Here is an 18,221-nt window from a genome sequence, read left to right as displayed (position 1 = left end):
ACAACCTAGACTGACGGGATGAAGGGAAGGCGGAAGCCTATTGAGTCCGCATCCTGAACGCGCCCAAACGGCGACTTCTTCAACACTATCCCCGCACAGCAACCATTCTTCAAGCCTTCCAGTACCACTTCGCAGAAGGTGACAGAATTGTCCGCGATCCAGAATACGCTCAACAAACGAACTGTATTCAAATCTCGAGTAAGAATCCTCGAAAGGCCTCCACCACACGCGCATAAACATCACGTTTGAAGGGCACGATCTCTTCGATCAGCCGGTTCGGCTCCTGCCACTTCCAATGTGTAAATTCGGGATGGTCCGTTTCAATATTGATCTGGTCGTCGCGGCCGGTGAACCGCAGCAGATACCATTTCTGTTCCTGCCCGCGATAGCGGCCTTTCCAGATTTTGGGTACGATATCGTGGGGCAGATCGTAGGGCAGCCAACCGTCGGTTTCGGCCACGACCTCGACCAGATCGGCGGTAACGCCTGTTTCCTCCCACAGTTCTCGCAGGGCTGCATCGCGCGGGTCTTCGCCCTTGTCCACGCCGCCTTGGGGCATCTGCCAGGCATCCTTGTGGCGGTCGTTGCGCTGGCCCACAAATATCTTCCCGTCGGCATTCATCAACATCAGCCCAACGCAGGGGCGGTAGGGCAGTTTGGCAATTTCTTCGGGGGTCATGTTCGGCCTCGTGCAAGTGGGGTGGCACGTCTCTACCAAGCCCAAGGCCCGGCGCAAAGAGTTTGACGTTAGGTTTCGCGTGACAACGTTGACGCGAAGGTCAATCTAAGCGGCAAATACGCGAGGGAGAGTTCGTCATGACTGCGTACCCAAACATGCTGGCCCCGCTGGATCTGGGCTTTACCACGCTGAAGAACCGCGTGCTGATGGGCTCGATGCATACAGGCCTTGAGGAAACCGGCGACTGGAACCGGGTGGCCGAGTTTTATGCGGATCGGGCGCGCGGGGGTGTGGCACTGATGGTCACGGGCGGCATTGGTCCGAACCTCGAAGGTTCAGTTCTGCCCGGCGCGTCGATGATGACCAACGAACAAGAGGTCGCGAACCACTCCATCGTCACGCGGCGCGTGCACGAAGCAGGTGGCAAGATCGCCATGCAGATCCTGCACGCGGGTCGATATGCCTATGGTCCCAAATGCGTTGCGCCCAGCCCGGTGAAGTCTCCGATTTCGCCGTTCCCGCCGCATGAGCTGGACGAAGAAGGCATCGAAAAGCAGATCAGCGACATCGTCAACGCCGCGGTGCTGGCGCAGCAGGCCGGTTATGACGGGGTCGAGATCATGGGGTCCGAGGGGTATTTCCTCAATCAGTTCCTGGTGACCCACACGAACAAACGCGCCGACCGTTGGGGCGGGTCGTATGAGAACCGGATGCGATTGCCGATCGAGGTGGTACGCCGCACACGTCAGGCGGTCGGCACCAACTTCATCATCATCTACCGCCTATCGATGATTGACCTGATCCCCAATGGCTCGACCCATGACGAGGTTGTGCAACTGGCGCAGCGGATCGAACAGGCCGGGGCTACGATCATCAACACCGGCATTGGATGGCACGAAGCCCGTATTCCGACCATCGCCACGAGCGTACCGCGTGCGGCATTCGCGTGGGTGACGAAAAAGCTGATGGGCAAGGTTGGAATCCCGTTGATCACGTCGAACCGGATCAACACGCCCGAAGTGGCCGAAGAGGTTCTGGCAACGGGCTGTGCCGATATGGTCTCACTGGCGCGACCGATGCTTGCAGATGCGGATTTCGTCAACAAGGCCATTGCCGGTCAGGGCGCACACATCGCACCCTGTATTGCCTGCAACCAGGCCTGTCTGGATCACACATTCGGCGGCAAACTGACCTCATGCCTTGTGAACCCGCGTGCCTGTCATGAAACAGAGTTGGTAATCGGCAAGGCCGAGACACCGAAGAGCGTCGCCATCGTCGGCGCTGGCCCCGCCGGTTTGTCCACCGCAATGACCGCAGCCCAGCGCGGCCACAACGTGACCCTTTTCGACCGCGCGCCAGAGGTCGGCGGCCAGTTGAACATGGCCAAACAGGTGCCGGGCAAAGAGGAGTTCTGGGGCCTCGTCGACTGGTATCGCACCATGATGTCCGATCTGGGCGTGCAGGTGGAACTCAACCGCGAGGTGAAGGCCGATGACCTGACCGGCTATGACGAGGTGATCATCGCCACCGGTGTTACCCCGCGCGACCCGCAAATTCCCGGGCAAGAACGCGACAATGTCCTCAGCTATGTCGATGTGTTGCGTGGCAAGGCTGCCGTGGGACAGTCCGTTGCCGTCATCGGCGCTGGTGGGATCGGTTTTGATGTGTCGGAATTCCTGCTGGAAGACGGTCACGGCGTCACCACCGACCTGCCCGCATGGATGAAGGAATGGGGCGTCACCGACCCGGCCGAGCACCGCTCGGGCCTGGCCCCCGAAGGCCCGCAACCTCAGGCCCCGGCGCGGCAGGTCACCTTGCTGCAACGCAAGGCGCAGCGGCACGGCAAGGGGCTGGGCAAAACAACCGGCTGGATTCACCGCGCGACGCTGAAGATGAAGAATGTCGAGTTTGTCGGCGGCGTGAACTATGAGCGGATCGATGACGACGGGTTGCATATCAGTTTTGGTGAAACGCGCGAAAACCCGCAGGTGGTGGCAGCGGATACGATTGTTCTGTGCGCAGGACAGGTATCTGATCGCAGCCTTGCCGACGACCTTATTAAACTGGGGATCGAACCGCACGTGATCGGCGGCGCCGACGTGGCCGCCGAGCTGGACGCAAAGCGCGCGATCAATCAGGGCACCCGGTTGGCGGCGGGGTTGTGATTGTTCTGGTCTCGCGCATGCTGGACCAGAACGACTGACCGTGATCAGTATGTCATTGTTGAGCAGACCATCACACTTGTTTGAGCCTTGAAGAAATCCTGTTCGAACGGGATTTCAACGCCAATTTCCTCAGGTCGGTTTTCCTTGCAAACGCGCACCATGTCGCGATCCATGTCTATGGTTCCCTTGAAGATTGAGTCGAACTTTCGCTCGGGCGCGGGCACCTCCCAGATGACTTTGTCATCGACAACAAGCTGAAAACCCGTTTGCTCACAGAGTCCACACGCCCCACGTAGGCTCGCCGGGCGATATTCAAATGTTCTGAATTCCACGATCTTTCCATTGATCAGACAGCTTACCGGGGAGTTGTTTAGACCATACAGCCCGAGAGGCCCCTCAGACGCCGGCGGGTTCTGATAGAATTGACCGCCCCCAACCTCTGTCCAGAAAATCCGGATAAATAAGTGTTCTTTGTGATAGTTGTCATCCAGTTGGTAGCAATGCGCCAGAACGATGGAGCCCCATTGGTCGGCCAGAACAATGGGTGCAAACATAACCTTCAGAACTGATGCCAACAGGGTTGTTCGGATTAAGACTGTCATTGCGTTGGCTTCAACTCTGATTGTTCACCTCACTCCACCGTAATCGTAATCACCTCAGACACAATCGGCGTTGCGTGCGGTACATGGCCCGCGTCGCCCAGCACCAGTTGCAGCGTGTGCTGGCCTGCGGGCAGGTCCAAAGTCACCTCGGTCTGGCCACCGCCGAAATGCATGTGGTTGTCATCTGCGGGCAGGCCATAGGCCAGTTCATCCGCGCCGTCCTCGCCCTGACCCAGCGGCGGGCGGTTGATCAGCAGGTGGTGATGGCCGGTGTTTTCCTTCTCGGTCCCGGCCGGGGCCACGCCCATACCGCTGAGACCAAAGACCACGGTAACAGGCGATTGCACGGTGTCGCCATCCGACAGGTTGACGAAATAGACCTATCCATCCGGGTCGGCGGGCGTTTCGCCCCCGGCCCATGCAAAAGTGGCGCTTAGGATCATTGCCAGGGGTGCCAGAATTGTTTTCATCATCTCCTCCTTGGTCACAAAAATGCCATTCTCACCATAACACGATTGCGGCGATCGCCTGAAACTTAAGCACTTTTGCAGCGCGGACCCCTGCCATTCCTGCCGATTTCGGCGTTTCCCAGTCGCAAACGATCCGATTCAAAACCCTGATATTATCCCATGTCTGCCCAGTTCTCGCCCAGATTGATCGCGAAAGTGAGACAACGAACAGAAGACCTGGGGAACGAGAATGGATCGACTGACCGAAATGGAGGCCTTTTCCAACGTGGTGGACCAGGGTGGCTTCACCGACGCGGCCAAGAAGATGGGCATCTCCAAATCGGCCGTGTCCAAGCACGTGTCGAGCCTTGAGGCACGACTGGGTGCACGGCTGCTGAACCGGACTACACGCCGGGTTTCACCAACCGAAATTGGCTTGGCCTATTATGACCGCGCGCGCCGCGTGCTGAACGATGCGGGCGAGGCCGACGCGCTTGTCACATCGATGCAGTCGGCGCCATCTGGCCTGCTGCGGATAAGCGTGGCCACGGATTTCGGGGTGAACCACCTGTCGCCGGTTCTGTCGGACTTTCTGTCCGCCTATCCCGAGATCACCGTGAATATGGTGCTGAACAACCGCTATGTGGAACTGATTTCCGAAGGGTTTGACGTGGCCGTGCGCATTGGCGAGTTGGAGGATAGCACCCTGCGCGCCCGCAAGCTGACCGAAACGGTCAAACGCATGGTCGCATCGCCGAAGTACATCGAACAGTTCGGTCATCCGCAAAAGATCGACGACCTGAACGAACACAAGCTGCTGCATTACTCGAGCCAGTCGTCCGGAAACGTCTGGCGACTGACAGCCCCTTCGGGTGAAAAACGTCAGGTTCGAACCGCTGGCTGGCTGAGCGTGAATGACGGGCAATCTCTGCTGAATGCCGCCATCTCGGGTCTCGGTATCGCCTATTTGCCCAGCTATCTTTATGCCGACGCGCTGAAAACCGGCGAAGTTGTGGACGCAATGCCGTCGCTGCCGGACGAGGTTCAGGGCGTCTTTGCGGTCTACCCGCCGGGGCGGTTCACTCAGCCCAAAGTACGCGCGTTCATTGATTTCCTTGTCGAGTCCTTTTCCGAAAAGGGACCGATGAACTGGTAATAAACTCCCTACGGTAAACTAACGGCCCGCGTTGAATTTCGCGGGCCTCTTTTTATGTGCGAAAGTTAAGCGTACAAAAAAGGCGCTGCGGAGTGTCGTTCGCCTCAAACAACCGCATTGAGCCCGCTGCGGAGGTTCAGGTAGGATCTGAAAAGGATGTGTTGGACCCCGCACGTAGGATTGCGGGTCGAAGGCACTTAAATCAATACACGGTCGTCTTGAAAAAGCTTGCAACATTAATTTGCCCTGTAATCCGAGTTAACGGCAAGTTGCAATTGATTGTCCACCCACATCCAATGTAACCACATCGCGGATTTTGGGGAAACAACATGACCGACCGACAAGGCGATCCGCGCCACCTTGAAACGCTTGATCGTGACCTGGATCGACTATCGAGTCTTGAACGGGCCACAAGTTATGTTGGACGGCCATTGGTCGGCCCCGGTATTTCGCTGGTTTTTGTCGTCCTGGCTGGGCTGGCGGCGATGTTGTTGTTTGGACAAACCAACAACTCAATGATTGTTGTCGTGGCAGCTTGTTTCGGCGCTTATATGGCGCTGAACATCGGTGCAAATGATGTTGCCAACAACATGGGTCCGGCGGTTGGCGCAAATGCACTGAGCATGGGTGGAGCCATTGCGATAGCGGCTGTATTCGAAAGTGCAGGGGCGCTTATTGCCGGTGGAGATGTGGTTTCAACTATCGCGAAGGGCATCACCGAGCCAGAAAGCATGGCCACAGCCGAAGTATTTATCTGGGCAATGATGGCAGCGCTCCTCTCTGCTGCGCTGTGGGTGAACCTGGCAACTTGGGTTGGTGCACCAGTATCCACAACCCATTCTGTCGTTGGCGGAGTGATGGGCGCGGGCATCGCTGCGGCCGGTTTTTCCGCGGTCAACTGGTCGACCATGAGTGCGATAGCAGCCAGTTGGGTGATATCACCTGTCCTTGGTGGCTTGATTGCCGCGCTATTCCTGGCACTGATCAAATCGCGGATCATCTATCAGGACGACAAAATTGCCGCGGCACGTAAATGGGTACCCGTGCTTGTTGGTATCATGGCCGGTGCGTTTGCAACTTATCTTGCTTTGAAGGGTCTAAAGAAGATCATCAAGATTGACCTGCCAACCGCACTTCTGATCGGTGTTGTTGTCGGTGGCATCATCTGGGCGGCAATGGTGCCTGTCATTCGCAAGCAATCACAAGGTCTGGAGAATCGTAACAAGTCTTTGAAAGTCCTATTTGGGATTCCCTTGATTGTTTCTGCGGCTTTGCTGAGTTTTGCGCATGGTGCAAACGACGTAGCCAACGCAGTAGGCCCTCTTGCAGCGATCGTGCAGGCCTCAAAGTCCGGCAACTTTACCGACGCTATTACCATCCCCGTTTGGGTGATGGTTATCGGCGCATTCGGTATATCGTTCGGCTTGTTCCTATTTGGTCCGAAACTCATTCGAATGGTTGGCAGCCAGATTACGAAGCTGAACCCAATGCGTGCTTATTGTGTGGCTCTATCAGCAGCGATCACGGTCATCATAGCAAGTTGGCTAGGCTTACCCGTAAGCTCGACCCATATTGCTGTAGGCGGTGTTTTTGGCGTCGGATTTTTCCGTGAATGGGACGCCGAGCGCCGTATTCGAAAGGCTCGAATTGCCATGCCATCTCGCCCTGTCTATGCCCCTGAAGAACGGCGCCGTCGCAAACTCGTTCGCCGGTCTCACTTTATGACCATCATTGCGGCATGGGTGGTAACGGTGCCTGCAGCGGCCATTCTCTCAGCACTTATCTTCTTTGTGATTACCTTTGGAATGGGGCTTGTTTAGAAAGCACTGTGACTGAGCGCCTTTCGCCGCGGTGTTGATCGAACGCAGAAACTTAAGCTTAGTGCGGCTCCGCACGATCGAATAAAGGGGTGAGACAATGACTGCACGAAAGTGCGTTTCGCCCGCAAGGAAGTCGCGAAAGAATTTATGGCGAATGAGGGTGGCCTTGCCGCAATAAATGGCTGCTTTCGATGACTTAACGGTCTCAAGGTCCGACCGAGCATTTCGAAGGGCGCATCACTGCATCCAAGAGGTTGAGCCTTTTTGTCCGCCTCACCAGTCGCTCCTGAATGTGAGCGGTCCAAGAAATTTGGGGAAGCGATCCGCTACCCTTCCTTTGAAAGGCGGTATCAGGGTCAGTTGACCAGCAGAACGGCCTCAACCCTACGGTTGGTATCGCGGCCCTCGGGGGTCGCGTTCGACGTGATCGGCGCCAGGTATCCAACGCCTTGCGCCTCAATGCGATCGGCGGCGATTTCGTGTGCATCGATCAGTCGGGTCCGAACCGCCTGCGCCCGTTTCGTGCTGACCGCAGTATTGGCCTGAAGGTTACCGGTATCATCCGTGTGCCCAACCAGAGCCAGTCTGACCTGCGGATTTTCGGCCAGGTAACCTGCGAGGAGTTTCAGCGACGCAAATGGCCCCGGACCAAGCGCCACTTCGCCGGTTGAAAAGTGCAGATCGTCCAGGATCACATGTCCGTCGCGTTGCAACACCCGCAAAACGTCGCCCGGATCGCTGACCGCGTCCTCAACCACCAAAGGCGGCGGCGCGGACGCGGCAACCGGACTCACCCGGATCAGCTGAATGAAACCATCAGGCGGGTTGCGGCTGATCAACAGGCTCAGCACATCCTCGCCGCGTGTGGCGGACAGAAACCGATAGTCCTGAATGGCCACATACATATCGGGGGTCGGAACCACCTCGGTCCCGAAGCGGAAATCAAACCCGCCGCAGGCACGCGCCTCGCATTCGAACAGAATGTCATAACCCTGCGCCTCAAGTTGGTTGCGCAACGGGGCGAGGATTTGCAGCGTCGTGCTGGACCCGGATTGCAATCGCCAAGTCGAACGCTCGACCCGACCTTCGACGGTGCGGGCTGGCACCGCATCGTCGGAATAAACACCCGTCGGCAGGTCATAGCTGTCCAGCGGGCTGATCCGCTCGCTGATCTGGCGCGCGTTGTTTGGTAGGCTCAGGTCTTGCCCAATAGCCGCTTGGGCCAGCAGGACGAGGCAGAGCGACAGCGGCCGGATCATCGGAATTGCGCGTGGTATTCGGGGTTCGGCACCATACCCGTTGCGCTGGCCACCCGGTTGGTCATGTTGAAGAACCCGACCACATTGGCGATATCCCAGATGTCGCGGCCAGAGAAACCCGCATCCCGCAGTCTTTGACGATCAGAGTCCTCGATCTCGGCACTGCCCGTTGTCATTTTGGCGGCAAAGTCCAGCATGGCACGCTGCCGCACGTCCAGGGGTGCAACGCGATAGTTCATCACCAGCATCTCACCCAATTGCGGATCACCCGACAATTGCCTGACCGCGGCGCCGTGGGCAACCAGACAATAGTAGCACTTGTTGATCGATGACACGACCACCGCAATCATCTCGCGTTCCAGTTTCGACAGCCCGCTGTCGGCCAGCATCAGGTCGTTATACATCGTGGTGAAAGCGTTCAGCTTGTCGATGTCGAAGGCGTAGGCCTTCAGCACATTTGGAACCATGCCCAGTTTCTCGACACAGATGTCGAAATATTTCTGTGTCTCAGGCGGCAACGGATCCACCATGTGCAAATTCAGCGCGGTGGGCTTGGTCTGGTCTGTCACGGTGGCTCAGTCTCCTTTGACGCGATAGTGGTACTCTCCCACGATCCGCATGCCGAGTGAATGGTAAAGGCCGTTCGCGCCGGCATTCGCCTTGGTGCAGATCACCCCAAGGGTATGAGCACCTATATTCCGCGCCCAGATGGCCGCAGCACGCATGGCCCATTGCCCCAGCCCCTGACGGCGATGCGCAAGCAGAACTTCCAACGCATGAACTACGGCAACACCATCGTGAATCGCGACAAATCCAGTGCCCGCCGATTGGTCTTTCGACCGCATCAACAAGCCGGTCTTTGGCCCGGGCGCACGTTCCATCACCGCCACCCGCTCGGGACCGATGCCGCCCTGTGCCCATATTTCACGCATTATCGCCAGTGGCTCCCAAATGGTGAATACCGTGACGCGCGGGATCGGGATGTCAGTCAGGTGTTCGACCGGGCAGGTGTAGATATTGACCGGATCCAGTATGTCGTAACCGCGCTGCGCCAGTCGCGCGTCCAGATCCTCGTCGCCCGGGCGCAGGCAGAAGATGCGTCGCTGACCCATAGCCAGCATGGCCTGTTCTGCGGCCTCTACATCCTGCGCCGTGAACGCTCCGACCGGATTGGCCGCGGACACGCGCGAGCCACCGCCCTGCCCTGCGCGCAACTGAAACGGGCCGAGCCTTTCATATCGCGCCGCGGGCCAGGTACCGTCGACAATATCCGCCCAGTTGGTGCTCACTGATCCAGCTCGCGGGCCAATCTGGTCATCGCGGCGTCGATACGACCGCCTTCGGTTCCCCGGATCACGACATTGGCCCCAAAAACACCGTTGGTCTGGAACGGATAGCACCCGATAGACAGATCGCCATAATCCTCTGCCAACGACGAAAGGGTCGCCGCGATATCACCTTCGCCCCGATCCACGCGCAGGGTTTGTGACAACAATGGCGCGCCACCCGTCAGGGTCGGCAGAACACTGGCAACCATCGCTTGAAAGACCAAAGGCACCCCGGCCATGACATGCACATTCGCAAGAGTGAACCCTGGCGCGGTAGAAACCGGGTTATCGATCAGCGTGGCGCCATAGGGTATGCGCGCCATGCGCAGGCGCGCCGCGTTCAGCTCCAGGCCCGACTTGTCGTAATGCGCCTCAAGCAGCGCGCGCGCGTCGGCGCGGACGTCAATCGCCGCGCCAAAGGCCCGCGCGATGCAATCGGCAGTGATGTCGTCATGGGTCGGACCGATCCCGCCGCTGGTGAACACATGCTCGAAATTTTCGGACAGGGCTTTGACCGACGCTTCGATCGCGGGCGCGTCATCGCTGACGATGCGAACCTCTTTCAGATCGATACCGTGTTTTGTCAGTTCCTGCGCCAGAAAGTGCATGTTGGCGTCGCGGGTGCGGCCAGACAGGATTTCATCGCCAATGACCAGCATGGCTGCGGTTGGGTTCGGCATGGCGCGTGCTCCCCTTGATCGACCCTTTCCGCAGGTATAGGCCCTGAGACATGCGATTTGAAACCCCCCTTGTTCCCGCCCGCCTTGTCCGCCGCTACAAACGCTTTCTGGCCGATTGCACGTTGGAGGACGGGCGCGAAGTCACCGCGCATTGCGCCAATCCCGGCTCGATGCTGGGGCTGGCTGAACCGGGAGAGAAGATCTGGCTGGAACCCAACGACGATCCGAAGAAAAAGCTGAAATACGGTTGGCGACTGGTCGATCACGAGAACGGCCATTTCACCGGCGTCGATACCTCGGTCCCCAACAAGGCGCTGCGCGCAGCGCTGGAGGCACGTGAGATTCCCGAACTGGCGGCTTATGAGACCGTGAGGCCAGAGGTGAAATATGGCGAAAACAGCCGCATCGATTTCCTGCTGACCCAGCCCGGGCTGCCCGACATCTATGTCGAAGTCAAAAGCGTCACCCTGTCGCGCCAGCCCGGTCTGGCCGAGTTCCCCGACAGCGTCACCGCGCGCGGCACCAAACATCTGGGTGAACTGGCAACGATGGTCGCACAGGGGCACCGTGCGATCATGCTCTACCTGGTGCAACGCACCGATTGCGACCACTTCGCGCTGGCCGCGGATATTGACCCGGCCTATGCGAGGGCTTTTGACGCGGCGCAGTCGCAGGGCGTTGAGAGATTGGTCTATGGGACGCGGATATCGCCGGAAGGTGTTTGGGTTCAGCGGAACTTGCTTTAGGCTTCAAAGTTGAAATTGGATCAACGGATTGAATCATCAAAGTTTTTGAGGACGCAGTGACACATAAAAAAGTTTGGGAATCCCTTCTTTTATACAGCACACGTAATATTCAACCTATCAATGTACATTTGGATGCACCGCAACCCGCAGGATACGCAGCCTTTCGGCGGAAGTATGATGAAGCAGAGGAAATAAATGTCTCAGAGTATCCGGACTACGTATACTTTGACTCCTATAACCTTCCGAAGAAAAAGAAAGAAAACCTTCCGGATATCTTCACTGGTTATCTGGGTTTGATCTTTGTGTCGGAAGACATGCATAATCTTCTTGCCCAGTTTGAGCTTGGTCGCACCAGATTCAAAGAAGTGGAATTGCGCGAATACGACCAGAAAACACCGTATCGTGGGCGACGTTGGTTTTTTATGCATATCCGAGAGAATAGAGAGACTTTTCTGCCAGAACTGTCCACTGGGCTCCGCCCGATTGGAACAAGCGGCAAAGTGTGGCAAGCCTTTCCCGAAGGAAAAAACAAGCTGGCCGTAGATCCGAAGTCCGCGAGTGACCTCGACTTATGGTCGGATTCTGCTGTTCTCAGCCGTGTGTTTTTCTCTGATCGCCTCAAAACCGCTATCAAAGAGTCCGGGCTGAGTGCGCGGTGGCTTGGGTTTCGCCAGTGCAAAATTGTCGAGGCATACAACGCTTGATCTACGGACACTCAGCGCCATTTGAACGGTCAGATACACTCCCTCTGGAACTTTCTGCACAAGCAGCGTAAAAGGAATGCTGCGCGCAACATTTGGAGTTCAGCGTCGATGAAGGAACATCGTGGCCGTCTGACCAAGGACGGGATCCGCATCTATGAACAAGGTGACTTTGCCGGGATGCACGCGGCAGGGGCCTTGGCTGCGCGGATACTGGATGACATTGCCGAGCATGTGTTTGTCGGCCAGACAACCGGCGCCATCGACGGGATGATCACCCAGATGGTCGAAGATGCGGGCGCGACCTCGGCCACGATCGGCTACAAGGGCTATCAGCACGCCAGCTGCATCAGCGTCAATCACGTGGTCTGCCACGGCATCCCCGGCGACAAGAAACTGAAGGATGGCGATATCCTGAATATCGACGTCACCGTCATCGTTGATGGCTGGTTCGGCGATACGTCACGCATGTACGTGGCCGGAAAGCTGCCGCGCAAGGCCGAGCGTTTGATCCAAGTGACCCATGACGCGCTGTTCAAGGGGATCGAGATGGTCAAGCCGGGCAATACGTTCGGCGATATCGGCCACGCCATTCAGGCCTATGTCGAAGCGCACCGTATGAGCGTTGTGCGCGACTTCTGCGGCCACGGGCTGGGCCGGGTGTTCCACGCGCCGCCGAATGTTCTGCATTATGGCCGCCCGGGTACGGGTGCGGTTCTGGAAGAAGGTATGTTCTTCACCATCGAGCCGATGGTCAATCTGGGCCGCCCCGAAACCAAGACACTGGCTGATGACTGGACCGCCGTGACCCGCGACAAGTCGCTGTCGGCACAGTTCGAGCATTCTGTTGGCGTGACCGCAGACGGGGTCGAGATTTTCACCCTGTCACCCGGCGGCAAATATCACCCGACTTATTCGTCCTGATCGGCAGCCTGATCACGCAACAGCTTGAGCAATAGCGTCTCATCCCGCCAAGGGATCACGGCATCATGGATGAATACCGGCGCACGCATCGGCTTGGAAGGTGGGCCAGTGGTGGCGTCACTGTCCTTCGCAAAAGCCCAAAATGGCAGTGTGATAGCGCGGTCCATGCAGAGACCATAACATGTTTCGCGGTCAGAGTCCTAAGAGCGCAGGCACCTGTGACATATCTGTGAAAACCTCTGCGCCCAGCGCGCCCAGGCCAGCTCCGTCATCGTGGGCGGCATAGGCGAGGCACCGCATATTGGCCCGCATCGCCGCGGTCACACCGTTCTCGCTGTCTTCGATGACAACAGCGGATTTGGCGTTGAAATGCTGCGCCGCCGTCAGAAACAGCGTCGGGTCTGGTTTGCTCGTGCCCAGCACGTAGGCCGAGAACATCACGTCGCTGAACCTGTCCCACAGCCCGTTCTGGCCCAGTGTAATCTGCATTTTTTCAGGCCGACCATTCGAGGCGACGCAGTAGGGAATGCCGTTTGCATCCAGATGCGCCAGCAACTCGCGGATACCTGCGACCAGTGGCGTACCAGCTTTCAGTCTCTCGTAGATTTCCGCGTAAATCTGATCGGTCCAGTTATCCGGAAGGTCCGCCCCCAGACCGCGCGCCTTGTCGCGGACACCGGTCATGGTGCCGCCGACAAACAACGACATGCATTCTGTAAGGGACAGGTGCAGACCGTAGCCCGCCAGATTTTCGACTATGACCTGATTGGACAGAACCTCGCTATCGACCAGCACGCCGTCGCAATCGAAAATCACCAGATCATGCATCCGGGGCACCCTTCCACATCAAAGAGATATGCGTGTCGCCATATTTCCGCGCGCTGTGCAGGTTGAAACCGTCAAGCGCGGCCATGGGTGTGTTTTCTTCCCAAACCAGCAGTGCGGATTCAGCGACCCATCCACCGGCTACTGCGGTTGCTACCGCTTTTTGCCCAAGGTTCTTGCCATAAGGCGGGTCCAGAAAGATCAGATCAAAGGGGTCGTCGGAATTCTCGGGCAATCGGGTGGCATCCCGGCGGATCAGGGTGGTGCGATCGGTGCTGCGGGTCAGGTCGATATTCTTGCGGATCAGTCCCTGCGCGATACGACCGTCGTCCACAAAGGTTACATGGGCAGCCCCGCGCGACACCGCCTCGAGCCCCAGCGCGCCGGTGCCCGCGAACAGATCCAGCACGCGCAGCCCTGCAAAGTCGATCTGATGAGTCAGAACGTTGAACAGGCTTTCGCGCACCCGGTCGGTGGTGGGGCGCAAATGCGCGCCCGCGTCCCCCTTTCCGACCGGGGCCAAGGCCCATCCCCGGAACTCTCCGGCGATAATCCTCACGCCTTGAGCAACGGTTTCAAATCCGCGTCCGGATCAGCAACCACTGCCGGATCGGCGGTCTTGCCTGCTTCGATCAGGCGTTTGCCGACCATATAAGCGCGAGGGTCGTTCATGGCATCCACGGCAATCAGCTTATCGCCGCTGTAATACCAGAACGATACTGTCGCGCCTTCGCCCTGACGGGTCACGACGCGGTCATATCCGGTATTCAGACCGGCGATCTGCAATTTGACGTCATACTGATCCGACCAGAACCATGGCGTCGCGACATAGTCCTTTGCCGCGCCCAGCATGTTCTGGGCCACGATCTCGGCCTGATCAATGGCGTTGGGTACACTTTCCAGACGGATGCGGTCGCCCCTGTGCGGGAACGAGGCGCAATCGCCCGCCGCCCAGATCGAGGGGTCCGAGGTGCGGCCATGGGCGTCGGTCTTGATGCCGTTGTCCAGCTCAAGCCCCGCCATCTCGGCCAGTTGGGTCGAGGGTGCAATGCCGACGCCGACAACGACGAAATCAACGTCCACCTCGCTGCCATCGGTCAGAACCGCGGCAACCACCTTGCCGTTGTCGCCGATCAGACGGTCGAGCCCGACGCCTTCGCGGATGTCGGCCCCATAGTCCGTATGCAACGTGCGAAAGTAATCACTGGTCTCGGGCGCGGCCACCCGTTGCAGGATGCGCTCGGCCATTTCTACCAGCGTCACCTTGACGCCACGCTTGGCACAAACCGCTGCCGCTTCGAGGCCGATATATCCCCCCCCCACAATCAGGGCGCGCGCGCCCTCCTTCACTCGCGGCTCCATCTCGTCGATATGGGCAAGATCGCGCACCACATGAACGCCGCCAAGGTCCCCACCGATTGCTGCGGGCAGGCGGCGCGGATCAGACCCGGTGGTCAAGGCAAGTTCGTCATAGGCGATCACATCATCGCCAACCGTCACGGTCTTGGCTTGCGGATCGATCGCCGTCACACGCTGACCCAGTCGGAGGGTGATGTTGTTTTCGGCATAGAAGCTCTCGGGCCGCAAAAACAGGCGGTCCAGTTCCATTTCGCCCAGCAGGTAGGCTTTGGACAAAGGCGGGCGCTGATAGGGCAAATGCGGCTCGGCGCCGATCAGAGTGATGTCCCCTTCAAACCCGTCCTTGCGCAGTCTGGCGACAAGCGAGGACCCCGCCTGCCCCGCGCCAATCACGACAATATGGCTCATGTTTCTCCTGCCCTGTCGAATTCCCGTGGTCTCCTCCACGCGACCACCTATATTGCGGATAAGCCCGACTCTGCAAATCCTAACGACAGGAGCTAAAAATTATGATTTCAACAGGTGATACGCTGCCCGATGCAACTCTGACCCAATTGGGCGCGGAAGGCCCCGAAGAGGTGCGGGTTTCGGACAAGACCAAAGGGCGCAAGGTCGTGATCTTTGCAGTTCCCGGCGCTTACACACCAACCTGCCATTCGGCCCATGTGCCCAGCTTCATGCGCACCAAGGACCAGTTTGCCGCCAAGGGTGTGGACGAGATCATCTGTGTCTCGGTCAACGACCCATTCGTGATGAAAGCCTGGGGCGAGGCCACCGGCGCAACTGATGCAGGCCTGACCATGCTGGCCGATGCCGCGTCCGAATTCACCAAAGCCATCGGCATGGATTTTGACGCACCACCCGCCGGTCTGATCGCGCGATCCAAGCGCTATGCGATGCTGGTCGATGATGGCAAGGTGGTTGCGCTGAACCTCGAAGAAAGCCCAGGCGCATGCGAGATTTCCGCAGGCGAAGGTCTGCTCGAGGTGATCTGAATTCGTCGGGTCCCGGTCCATCCGCGACCCGTCATTTTGCAATTCACTTGATAGAGTACCCCGTTCGGCCAATAGTTGAAGCATAGAGATGGGGAGAAGTATTTATGAACGCCAAGTTATTCACATTGACCCTGACCGGCGCGGGCCTTCTGGCCGCTTGCGGACCGGCCCCGACGCCTCAGCAACAAGCCGCCCGACAGCATGAGATCGCCTGCATGGCCGGTACCCTGGGCGGTGCCCTGATCGGCGGCGCGATTGGCAATCAGTTTGGCGGTGGTTCCGGCAAGACCATCCTGACCGCTGCAGGGGCTGCGGCAGGCGGATTTGAAGGCCAAAGATTCGCGTGCTGAGGAGAAACGGTATGAAACCTGCAATATTCATGATTGCCGCGATGGTCCTGACTGGCACCGCCAGTGCCGAAACCGTAGCGGAGCTGAACGAAAAAGAGCTGAACGCGATCGACGCCAACAATGACGGCTTTTTGTCCCGTGATGAATTCAATGCCTTTTCCGACTATGCGTTTCAGGAAATGGATGAGGACAAAAACGGGACACTCGGTCTGAACGAGGCAAAACCGTTTCTGGACATCAAGCAGTTCCAGGATGTTGACCGAAACGGCGATAGCCTTATTTCACGAGGAGAGTATGACGCGCAGATGTCGGATGACTTCGACGCGGCAGACAAGAATGGAAACGGCCAACTTGATTAAAGCCCGGAGATTGGCATGAACAAGTGGATTGGAATAGGCGCTTTGGCGCTGGTTGCGGCCTGCGATGTACCGCAAGCGCCGGTGGTTACGGGCTCGGACGGGCAGCCGCGCATTCAGATCAACCCCAATGGCCTGACCTGTTATGAAAACCGGTGCCTCGAGATTAACCCGGCGGCGCGTTCGGTTCGGTCCGTCGGCACCCGCACAATTCGCATTCCCGGCGACATCAATGTCAGTGATGGGACGGTGACGCCCGCGCAGTTCAGGCAGATGGGCGCTGCGACATTGCTGGCTGGCGGGACCGGATCGCGGGACGATCGCGACTAAAGAAGACTGTCCATCTTGCGCGCCAGCTTGGCATCCAGGGCGGACAGCCCCCCGACATCATGGGTCGACAGAACCACCTCGACAGTGCGGTAGACGTTGGACCATTCTGGATGGTGGTTCCATTTCTCGGCCCAGATCGCCACCTGCGTCATCCACCCGAATGCGTGGACAAAATCGTCAAAGATAAAGGTCTTGGTGATCGCGTCCCGCTGTTCCGCCATGGTCCAGCCGTTCTTGAACAGCGGGTCCAGCAGTGGCCCTCGGGTCTCGGTCGACAAAAGTTCGGTCATTGCTGTTCCTCCGGGTTCGATTTTCTGAACGGGCCGTAATCCGTCAGAATCTCGATCTCTTCTCCCACTGCGCGGGCCTCGGCGTCCAGGAATTTCTGAACCGCGTCCGCAAAACCGGGATCTGCGACCCAATGCAAGCTATGCGTGCGTGTCGGCAGGTAGCCACGCGCCAGCTTGTGTTCGCCCTGCGCACCAGCTTCGACACGGTTCAACCCGTTGGCAATGGCAAAATCAATCGCCCTATAGTAGCACAGTTCGAAATGCAGGCAGGGGTGGTGCTCGGTGCAGCCCCAATATCGGCCAAACAGCGTTTCGCGCCCAACAAAGTTAAGCGCGCCCGCCACCGCGTATCCGTTCCTTTCAGCCAGAACCAAAGTCATGTCGTCAGCCATGGTTTCCTGTGCGATATCAAAGAATTGACGTGTCAGATAAGGTGAGCCCCATTTGCGCGATCCCGTGTCCTGATAGAACTGCCAGAACGCGTCCCAATGCTCGGGTCGCAGTTCATCGCCGGTCAATGTGCGAATTTGGCCACCGAAGGCGCAGGCTTGGGCACGTTCCTTGCGGATATTCTTGCGTTTGCGCGACGATAGTGCAGTTAGGAAACCGTCAAAATCTGCATAAGCGTCGTTCAGCCAGTGAAACTGCTGCGTGTGGCGCACCATCAGCCCCATCTGTTCACCCGCCTGCGCCTCATCCTCGGTGCAGAATGTCGCGTGCAAGGATGAGACCCGGTTGTCGGCGGCCAGTTGCACGGCTCCTTGCACCAGCGCGGACATGCCCATTGCCTCATACCCGGGTCGCACAAGAAACCGGCGCCCGGTGGCCGGCGTAAAGGGGACCGAGATCTGGAGCTTGGGATAATACCGTCCACCTGCGCTTTCGTAGGCATGCGCCCAGCTATGGTCAAAGATGTACTCGCCCTGACTGTGCGATTTGGCATACATTGGCGCTGCCCCGATCAGCACACCGTCCAGATAGGCCGTCAGATATTGCGGCTGCCACCCCGTGCCTCGCCCAACCGAACCGCTTTCCTCAAGCGCCGAAAGAAACCGGTGCGTTGTAAAGGGATCAAAGGGGCGGCCACCCTCGGCCGCCTCGGGACAGGCACAGGCATCCCACGCGACCGCAGAGATCTGCGAGAGCGATCCCAGAACCTGAACCTCGATCTGTGCCTGATCCATATGCCCTCCGCGTCTGACCCTTA

At 58.2% G+C, this 18,221-nt stretch carries 22 protein-coding genes and 1 pseudogene; 10 read left to right on the top strand and 13 right to left on the bottom strand.

Features of this window, described 5'->3' with window-relative positions; translation table 11 throughout:
- Positions 1-187 precede the first annotated feature (187 nt).
- A complete protein-coding gene (locus ACR0LX_RS18705) occupies positions 188-679 on the bottom strand; it encodes an RNA pyrophosphohydrolase (protein ID WP_480785015.1) in 492 nt (163 codons plus the stop codon).
- A 137-nt stretch (positions 680-816) separates the two neighbouring features.
- On the opposite strand from ACR0LX_RS18705, the gene ACR0LX_RS18700 reads away from it, so the two are divergent.
- Positions 817-2,844 carry an FAD-dependent oxidoreductase gene (locus ACR0LX_RS18700; protein WP_480785014.1) on the top strand — a complete coding sequence of 676 codons (2,028 nt, stop codon included), beginning with the start codon at positions 817-819 and terminating at the stop codon, positions 2,842-2,844.
- A 44-nt stretch (positions 2,845-2,888) separates the two neighbouring features.
- Here the strand turns inward: ACR0LX_RS18700 and ACR0LX_RS18695 are convergent, their stop codons facing one another.
- Positions 2,889-3,446 (bottom strand): hypothetical protein, encoded by a 558-nt coding sequence (locus ACR0LX_RS18695; protein WP_480785013.1) that lies wholly within the window; start codon positions 3,444-3,446, stop codon positions 2,889-2,891.
- A 29-nt stretch (positions 3,447-3,475) separates the two neighbouring features.
- Positions 3,476-3,916: pseudogene (locus ACR0LX_RS18690) on the bottom strand (DUF4399 domain-containing protein).
- A 229-nt stretch (positions 3,917-4,145) separates the two neighbouring features.
- On the opposite strand from ACR0LX_RS18690, the gene ACR0LX_RS18685 reads away from it, so the two are divergent.
- A complete protein-coding gene (locus tag ACR0LX_RS18685) occupies positions 4,146-5,051 on the top strand; it encodes a LysR family transcriptional regulator (protein WP_480578014.1) in 906 nt (301 codons plus the stop codon).
- Positions 5,052-5,380: 329 nt separating this feature from the next.
- A complete protein-coding gene (locus ACR0LX_RS18680) occupies positions 5,381-6,871 on the top strand; it encodes an inorganic phosphate transporter (RefSeq protein ID WP_480785012.1) in 1,491 nt (496 codons plus the stop codon).
- A gap of 356 nt (positions 6,872-7,227) precedes the next feature.
- Here ACR0LX_RS18680 and ACR0LX_RS18675 read toward each other — a convergent pair whose 3' ends face one another.
- From ACR0LX_RS18675 to ACR0LX_RS18660, 4 genes are read right to left on the bottom strand one after another with little or no spacing between them, the layout of a single operon-like run.
- Positions 7,228-8,130, bottom strand: a complete 903-nt coding sequence (locus ACR0LX_RS18675; protein ID WP_480785011.1) for an OmpA family protein — start codon at positions 8,128-8,130, stop codon at positions 7,228-7,230.
- Positions 8,127-8,660 carry a peroxidase-related enzyme gene (locus tag ACR0LX_RS18670; RefSeq protein ID WP_480785021.1) on the bottom strand — a complete coding sequence of 178 codons (534 nt, stop codon included), beginning with the start codon at positions 8,658-8,660 and terminating at the stop codon, positions 8,127-8,129. The genes ACR0LX_RS18675 and ACR0LX_RS18670 overlap by 4 nt, the downstream gene beginning before the upstream one ends.
- A gap of 45 nt (positions 8,661-8,705) precedes the next feature.
- Positions 8,706-9,419: a GNAT family N-acetyltransferase gene (locus ACR0LX_RS18665; RefSeq protein WP_480785010.1), complete on the bottom strand. Its 714-nt coding sequence runs from the start codon at positions 9,417-9,419 to the stop codon at positions 8,706-8,708.
- Positions 9,416-10,138, bottom strand: a complete 723-nt coding sequence (locus tag ACR0LX_RS18660) for a competence/damage-inducible protein A (RefSeq protein ID WP_480785009.1) — start codon at positions 10,136-10,138, stop codon at positions 9,416-9,418. The genes ACR0LX_RS18665 and ACR0LX_RS18660 overlap by 4 nt, the downstream gene beginning before the upstream one ends.
- A gap of 50 nt (positions 10,139-10,188) precedes the next feature.
- Here ACR0LX_RS18660 and sfsA point away from each other — a divergent pair, with 50 nt between their 5' ends.
- From sfsA to map, 3 genes are all read left to right on the top strand, one after another.
- On the top strand, positions 10,189-10,884 hold the full coding sequence (gene sfsA / locus ACR0LX_RS18655; protein ID WP_480785008.1) for a DNA/RNA nuclease SfsA: 696 nt from the start codon (positions 10,189-10,191) through the stop codon (positions 10,882-10,884).
- Between the two features lie 56 nt (positions 10,885-10,940).
- Positions 10,941-11,588 (top strand): imm11 family protein, encoded by a 648-nt coding sequence (locus ACR0LX_RS18650; protein ID WP_480785007.1) that lies wholly within the window; start codon positions 10,941-10,943, stop codon positions 11,586-11,588.
- 108 nt (positions 11,589-11,696) lie between these two features.
- On the top strand, positions 11,697-12,509 hold the full coding sequence (map, locus tag ACR0LX_RS18645) for a type I methionyl aminopeptidase (RefSeq protein WP_480578031.1): 813 nt from the start codon (positions 11,697-11,699) through the stop codon (positions 12,507-12,509).
- On the opposite strand, the gene ACR0LX_RS18640 is transcribed toward map, so the two are convergent.
- The 4 genes from ACR0LX_RS18640 to ACR0LX_RS18625 are packed head-to-tail and all read right to left on the bottom strand — an operon-like array spanning position 12,497 to position 15,101.
- A complete protein-coding gene (locus ACR0LX_RS18640) occupies positions 12,497-12,676 on the bottom strand; it encodes a hypothetical protein (protein WP_480785006.1) in 180 nt (59 codons plus the stop codon). The genes map and ACR0LX_RS18640 overlap by 13 nt on opposite strands.
- Before the next feature lie 25 nt (positions 12,677-12,701).
- A complete protein-coding gene (locus tag ACR0LX_RS18635) occupies positions 12,702-13,337 on the bottom strand; it encodes an HAD family hydrolase (protein ID WP_480785005.1) in 636 nt (211 codons plus the stop codon).
- Complete coding sequence (gene rsmD, locus ACR0LX_RS18630; protein ID WP_480785004.1) at positions 13,330-13,893, bottom strand: 16S rRNA (guanine(966)-N(2))-methyltransferase RsmD; 564 nt, start codon at positions 13,891-13,893, stop codon at positions 13,330-13,332. The genes ACR0LX_RS18635 and rsmD overlap by 8 nt, the downstream gene beginning before the upstream one ends.
- Positions 13,890-15,101 carry an NAD(P)/FAD-dependent oxidoreductase gene (locus tag ACR0LX_RS18625; RefSeq protein WP_480785003.1) on the bottom strand — a complete coding sequence of 404 codons (1,212 nt, stop codon included), beginning with the start codon at positions 15,099-15,101 and terminating at the stop codon, positions 13,890-13,892. The genes rsmD and ACR0LX_RS18625 overlap by 4 nt, the downstream gene beginning before the upstream one ends.
- 98 nt (positions 15,102-15,199) lie before the next feature.
- On the opposite strand from ACR0LX_RS18625, the gene ACR0LX_RS18620 reads away from it, so the two are divergent.
- The 4 genes from ACR0LX_RS18620 to ACR0LX_RS18605 all read left to right on the top strand — a co-directional run bounded on the left by ACR0LX_RS18620 (position 15,200) and on the right by ACR0LX_RS18605 (position 16,724).
- Positions 15,200-15,688, top strand: coding sequence for a redoxin family protein (locus ACR0LX_RS18620; RefSeq protein ID WP_480785020.1), 489 nt, complete (start codon positions 15,200-15,202; stop codon positions 15,686-15,688).
- Between the two features lie 104 nt (positions 15,689-15,792).
- Positions 15,793-16,038, top strand: coding sequence for a glycine zipper 2TM domain-containing protein (locus ACR0LX_RS18615; protein WP_480578048.1), 246 nt, complete (start codon positions 15,793-15,795; stop codon positions 16,036-16,038).
- Between the two features lie 11 nt (positions 16,039-16,049).
- The gene (locus ACR0LX_RS18610; protein WP_480578050.1) at positions 16,050-16,397 is read left to right on the top strand and encodes an EF-hand domain-containing protein; all 348 of its coding nucleotides are present in this window, start codon (positions 16,050-16,052) and stop codon (positions 16,395-16,397) included.
- Positions 16,398-16,412: 15 nt separating this feature from the next.
- Positions 16,413-16,724, top strand: a complete 312-nt coding sequence (locus ACR0LX_RS18605; protein ID WP_480785002.1) for a hypothetical protein — start codon at positions 16,413-16,415, stop codon at positions 16,722-16,724.
- Here the strand turns inward: ACR0LX_RS18605 and ACR0LX_RS18600 are convergent.
- Together ACR0LX_RS18600 and ACR0LX_RS18595 are read right to left on the bottom strand one after the other, a co-directional pair.
- Entirely contained in the window at positions 16,721-17,014 is a 294-nt protein-coding gene (locus ACR0LX_RS18600; RefSeq protein WP_480578056.1) for a 4a-hydroxytetrahydrobiopterin dehydratase, read from the bottom strand. The two genes, ACR0LX_RS18605 and ACR0LX_RS18600, sit on opposite strands and share 4 nt — an antisense overlap.
- Complete coding sequence (locus ACR0LX_RS18595; protein ID WP_480785001.1) at positions 17,011-18,198, bottom strand: GNAT family N-acetyltransferase; 1,188 nt, start codon at positions 18,196-18,198, stop codon at positions 17,011-17,013. Before ACR0LX_RS18595 ends, ACR0LX_RS18600 begins: the two co-directional genes overlap by 4 nt.
- Positions 18,199-18,221: the final 23 nt, after the last annotated feature.

The organism is Ruegeria sp. CH11 (genome assembly GCF_056537105.1).
The sequence above is the reverse complement of the archived record's forward strand: the minus strand, read 5'-3'. Positions and strand labels throughout refer to the sequence as shown.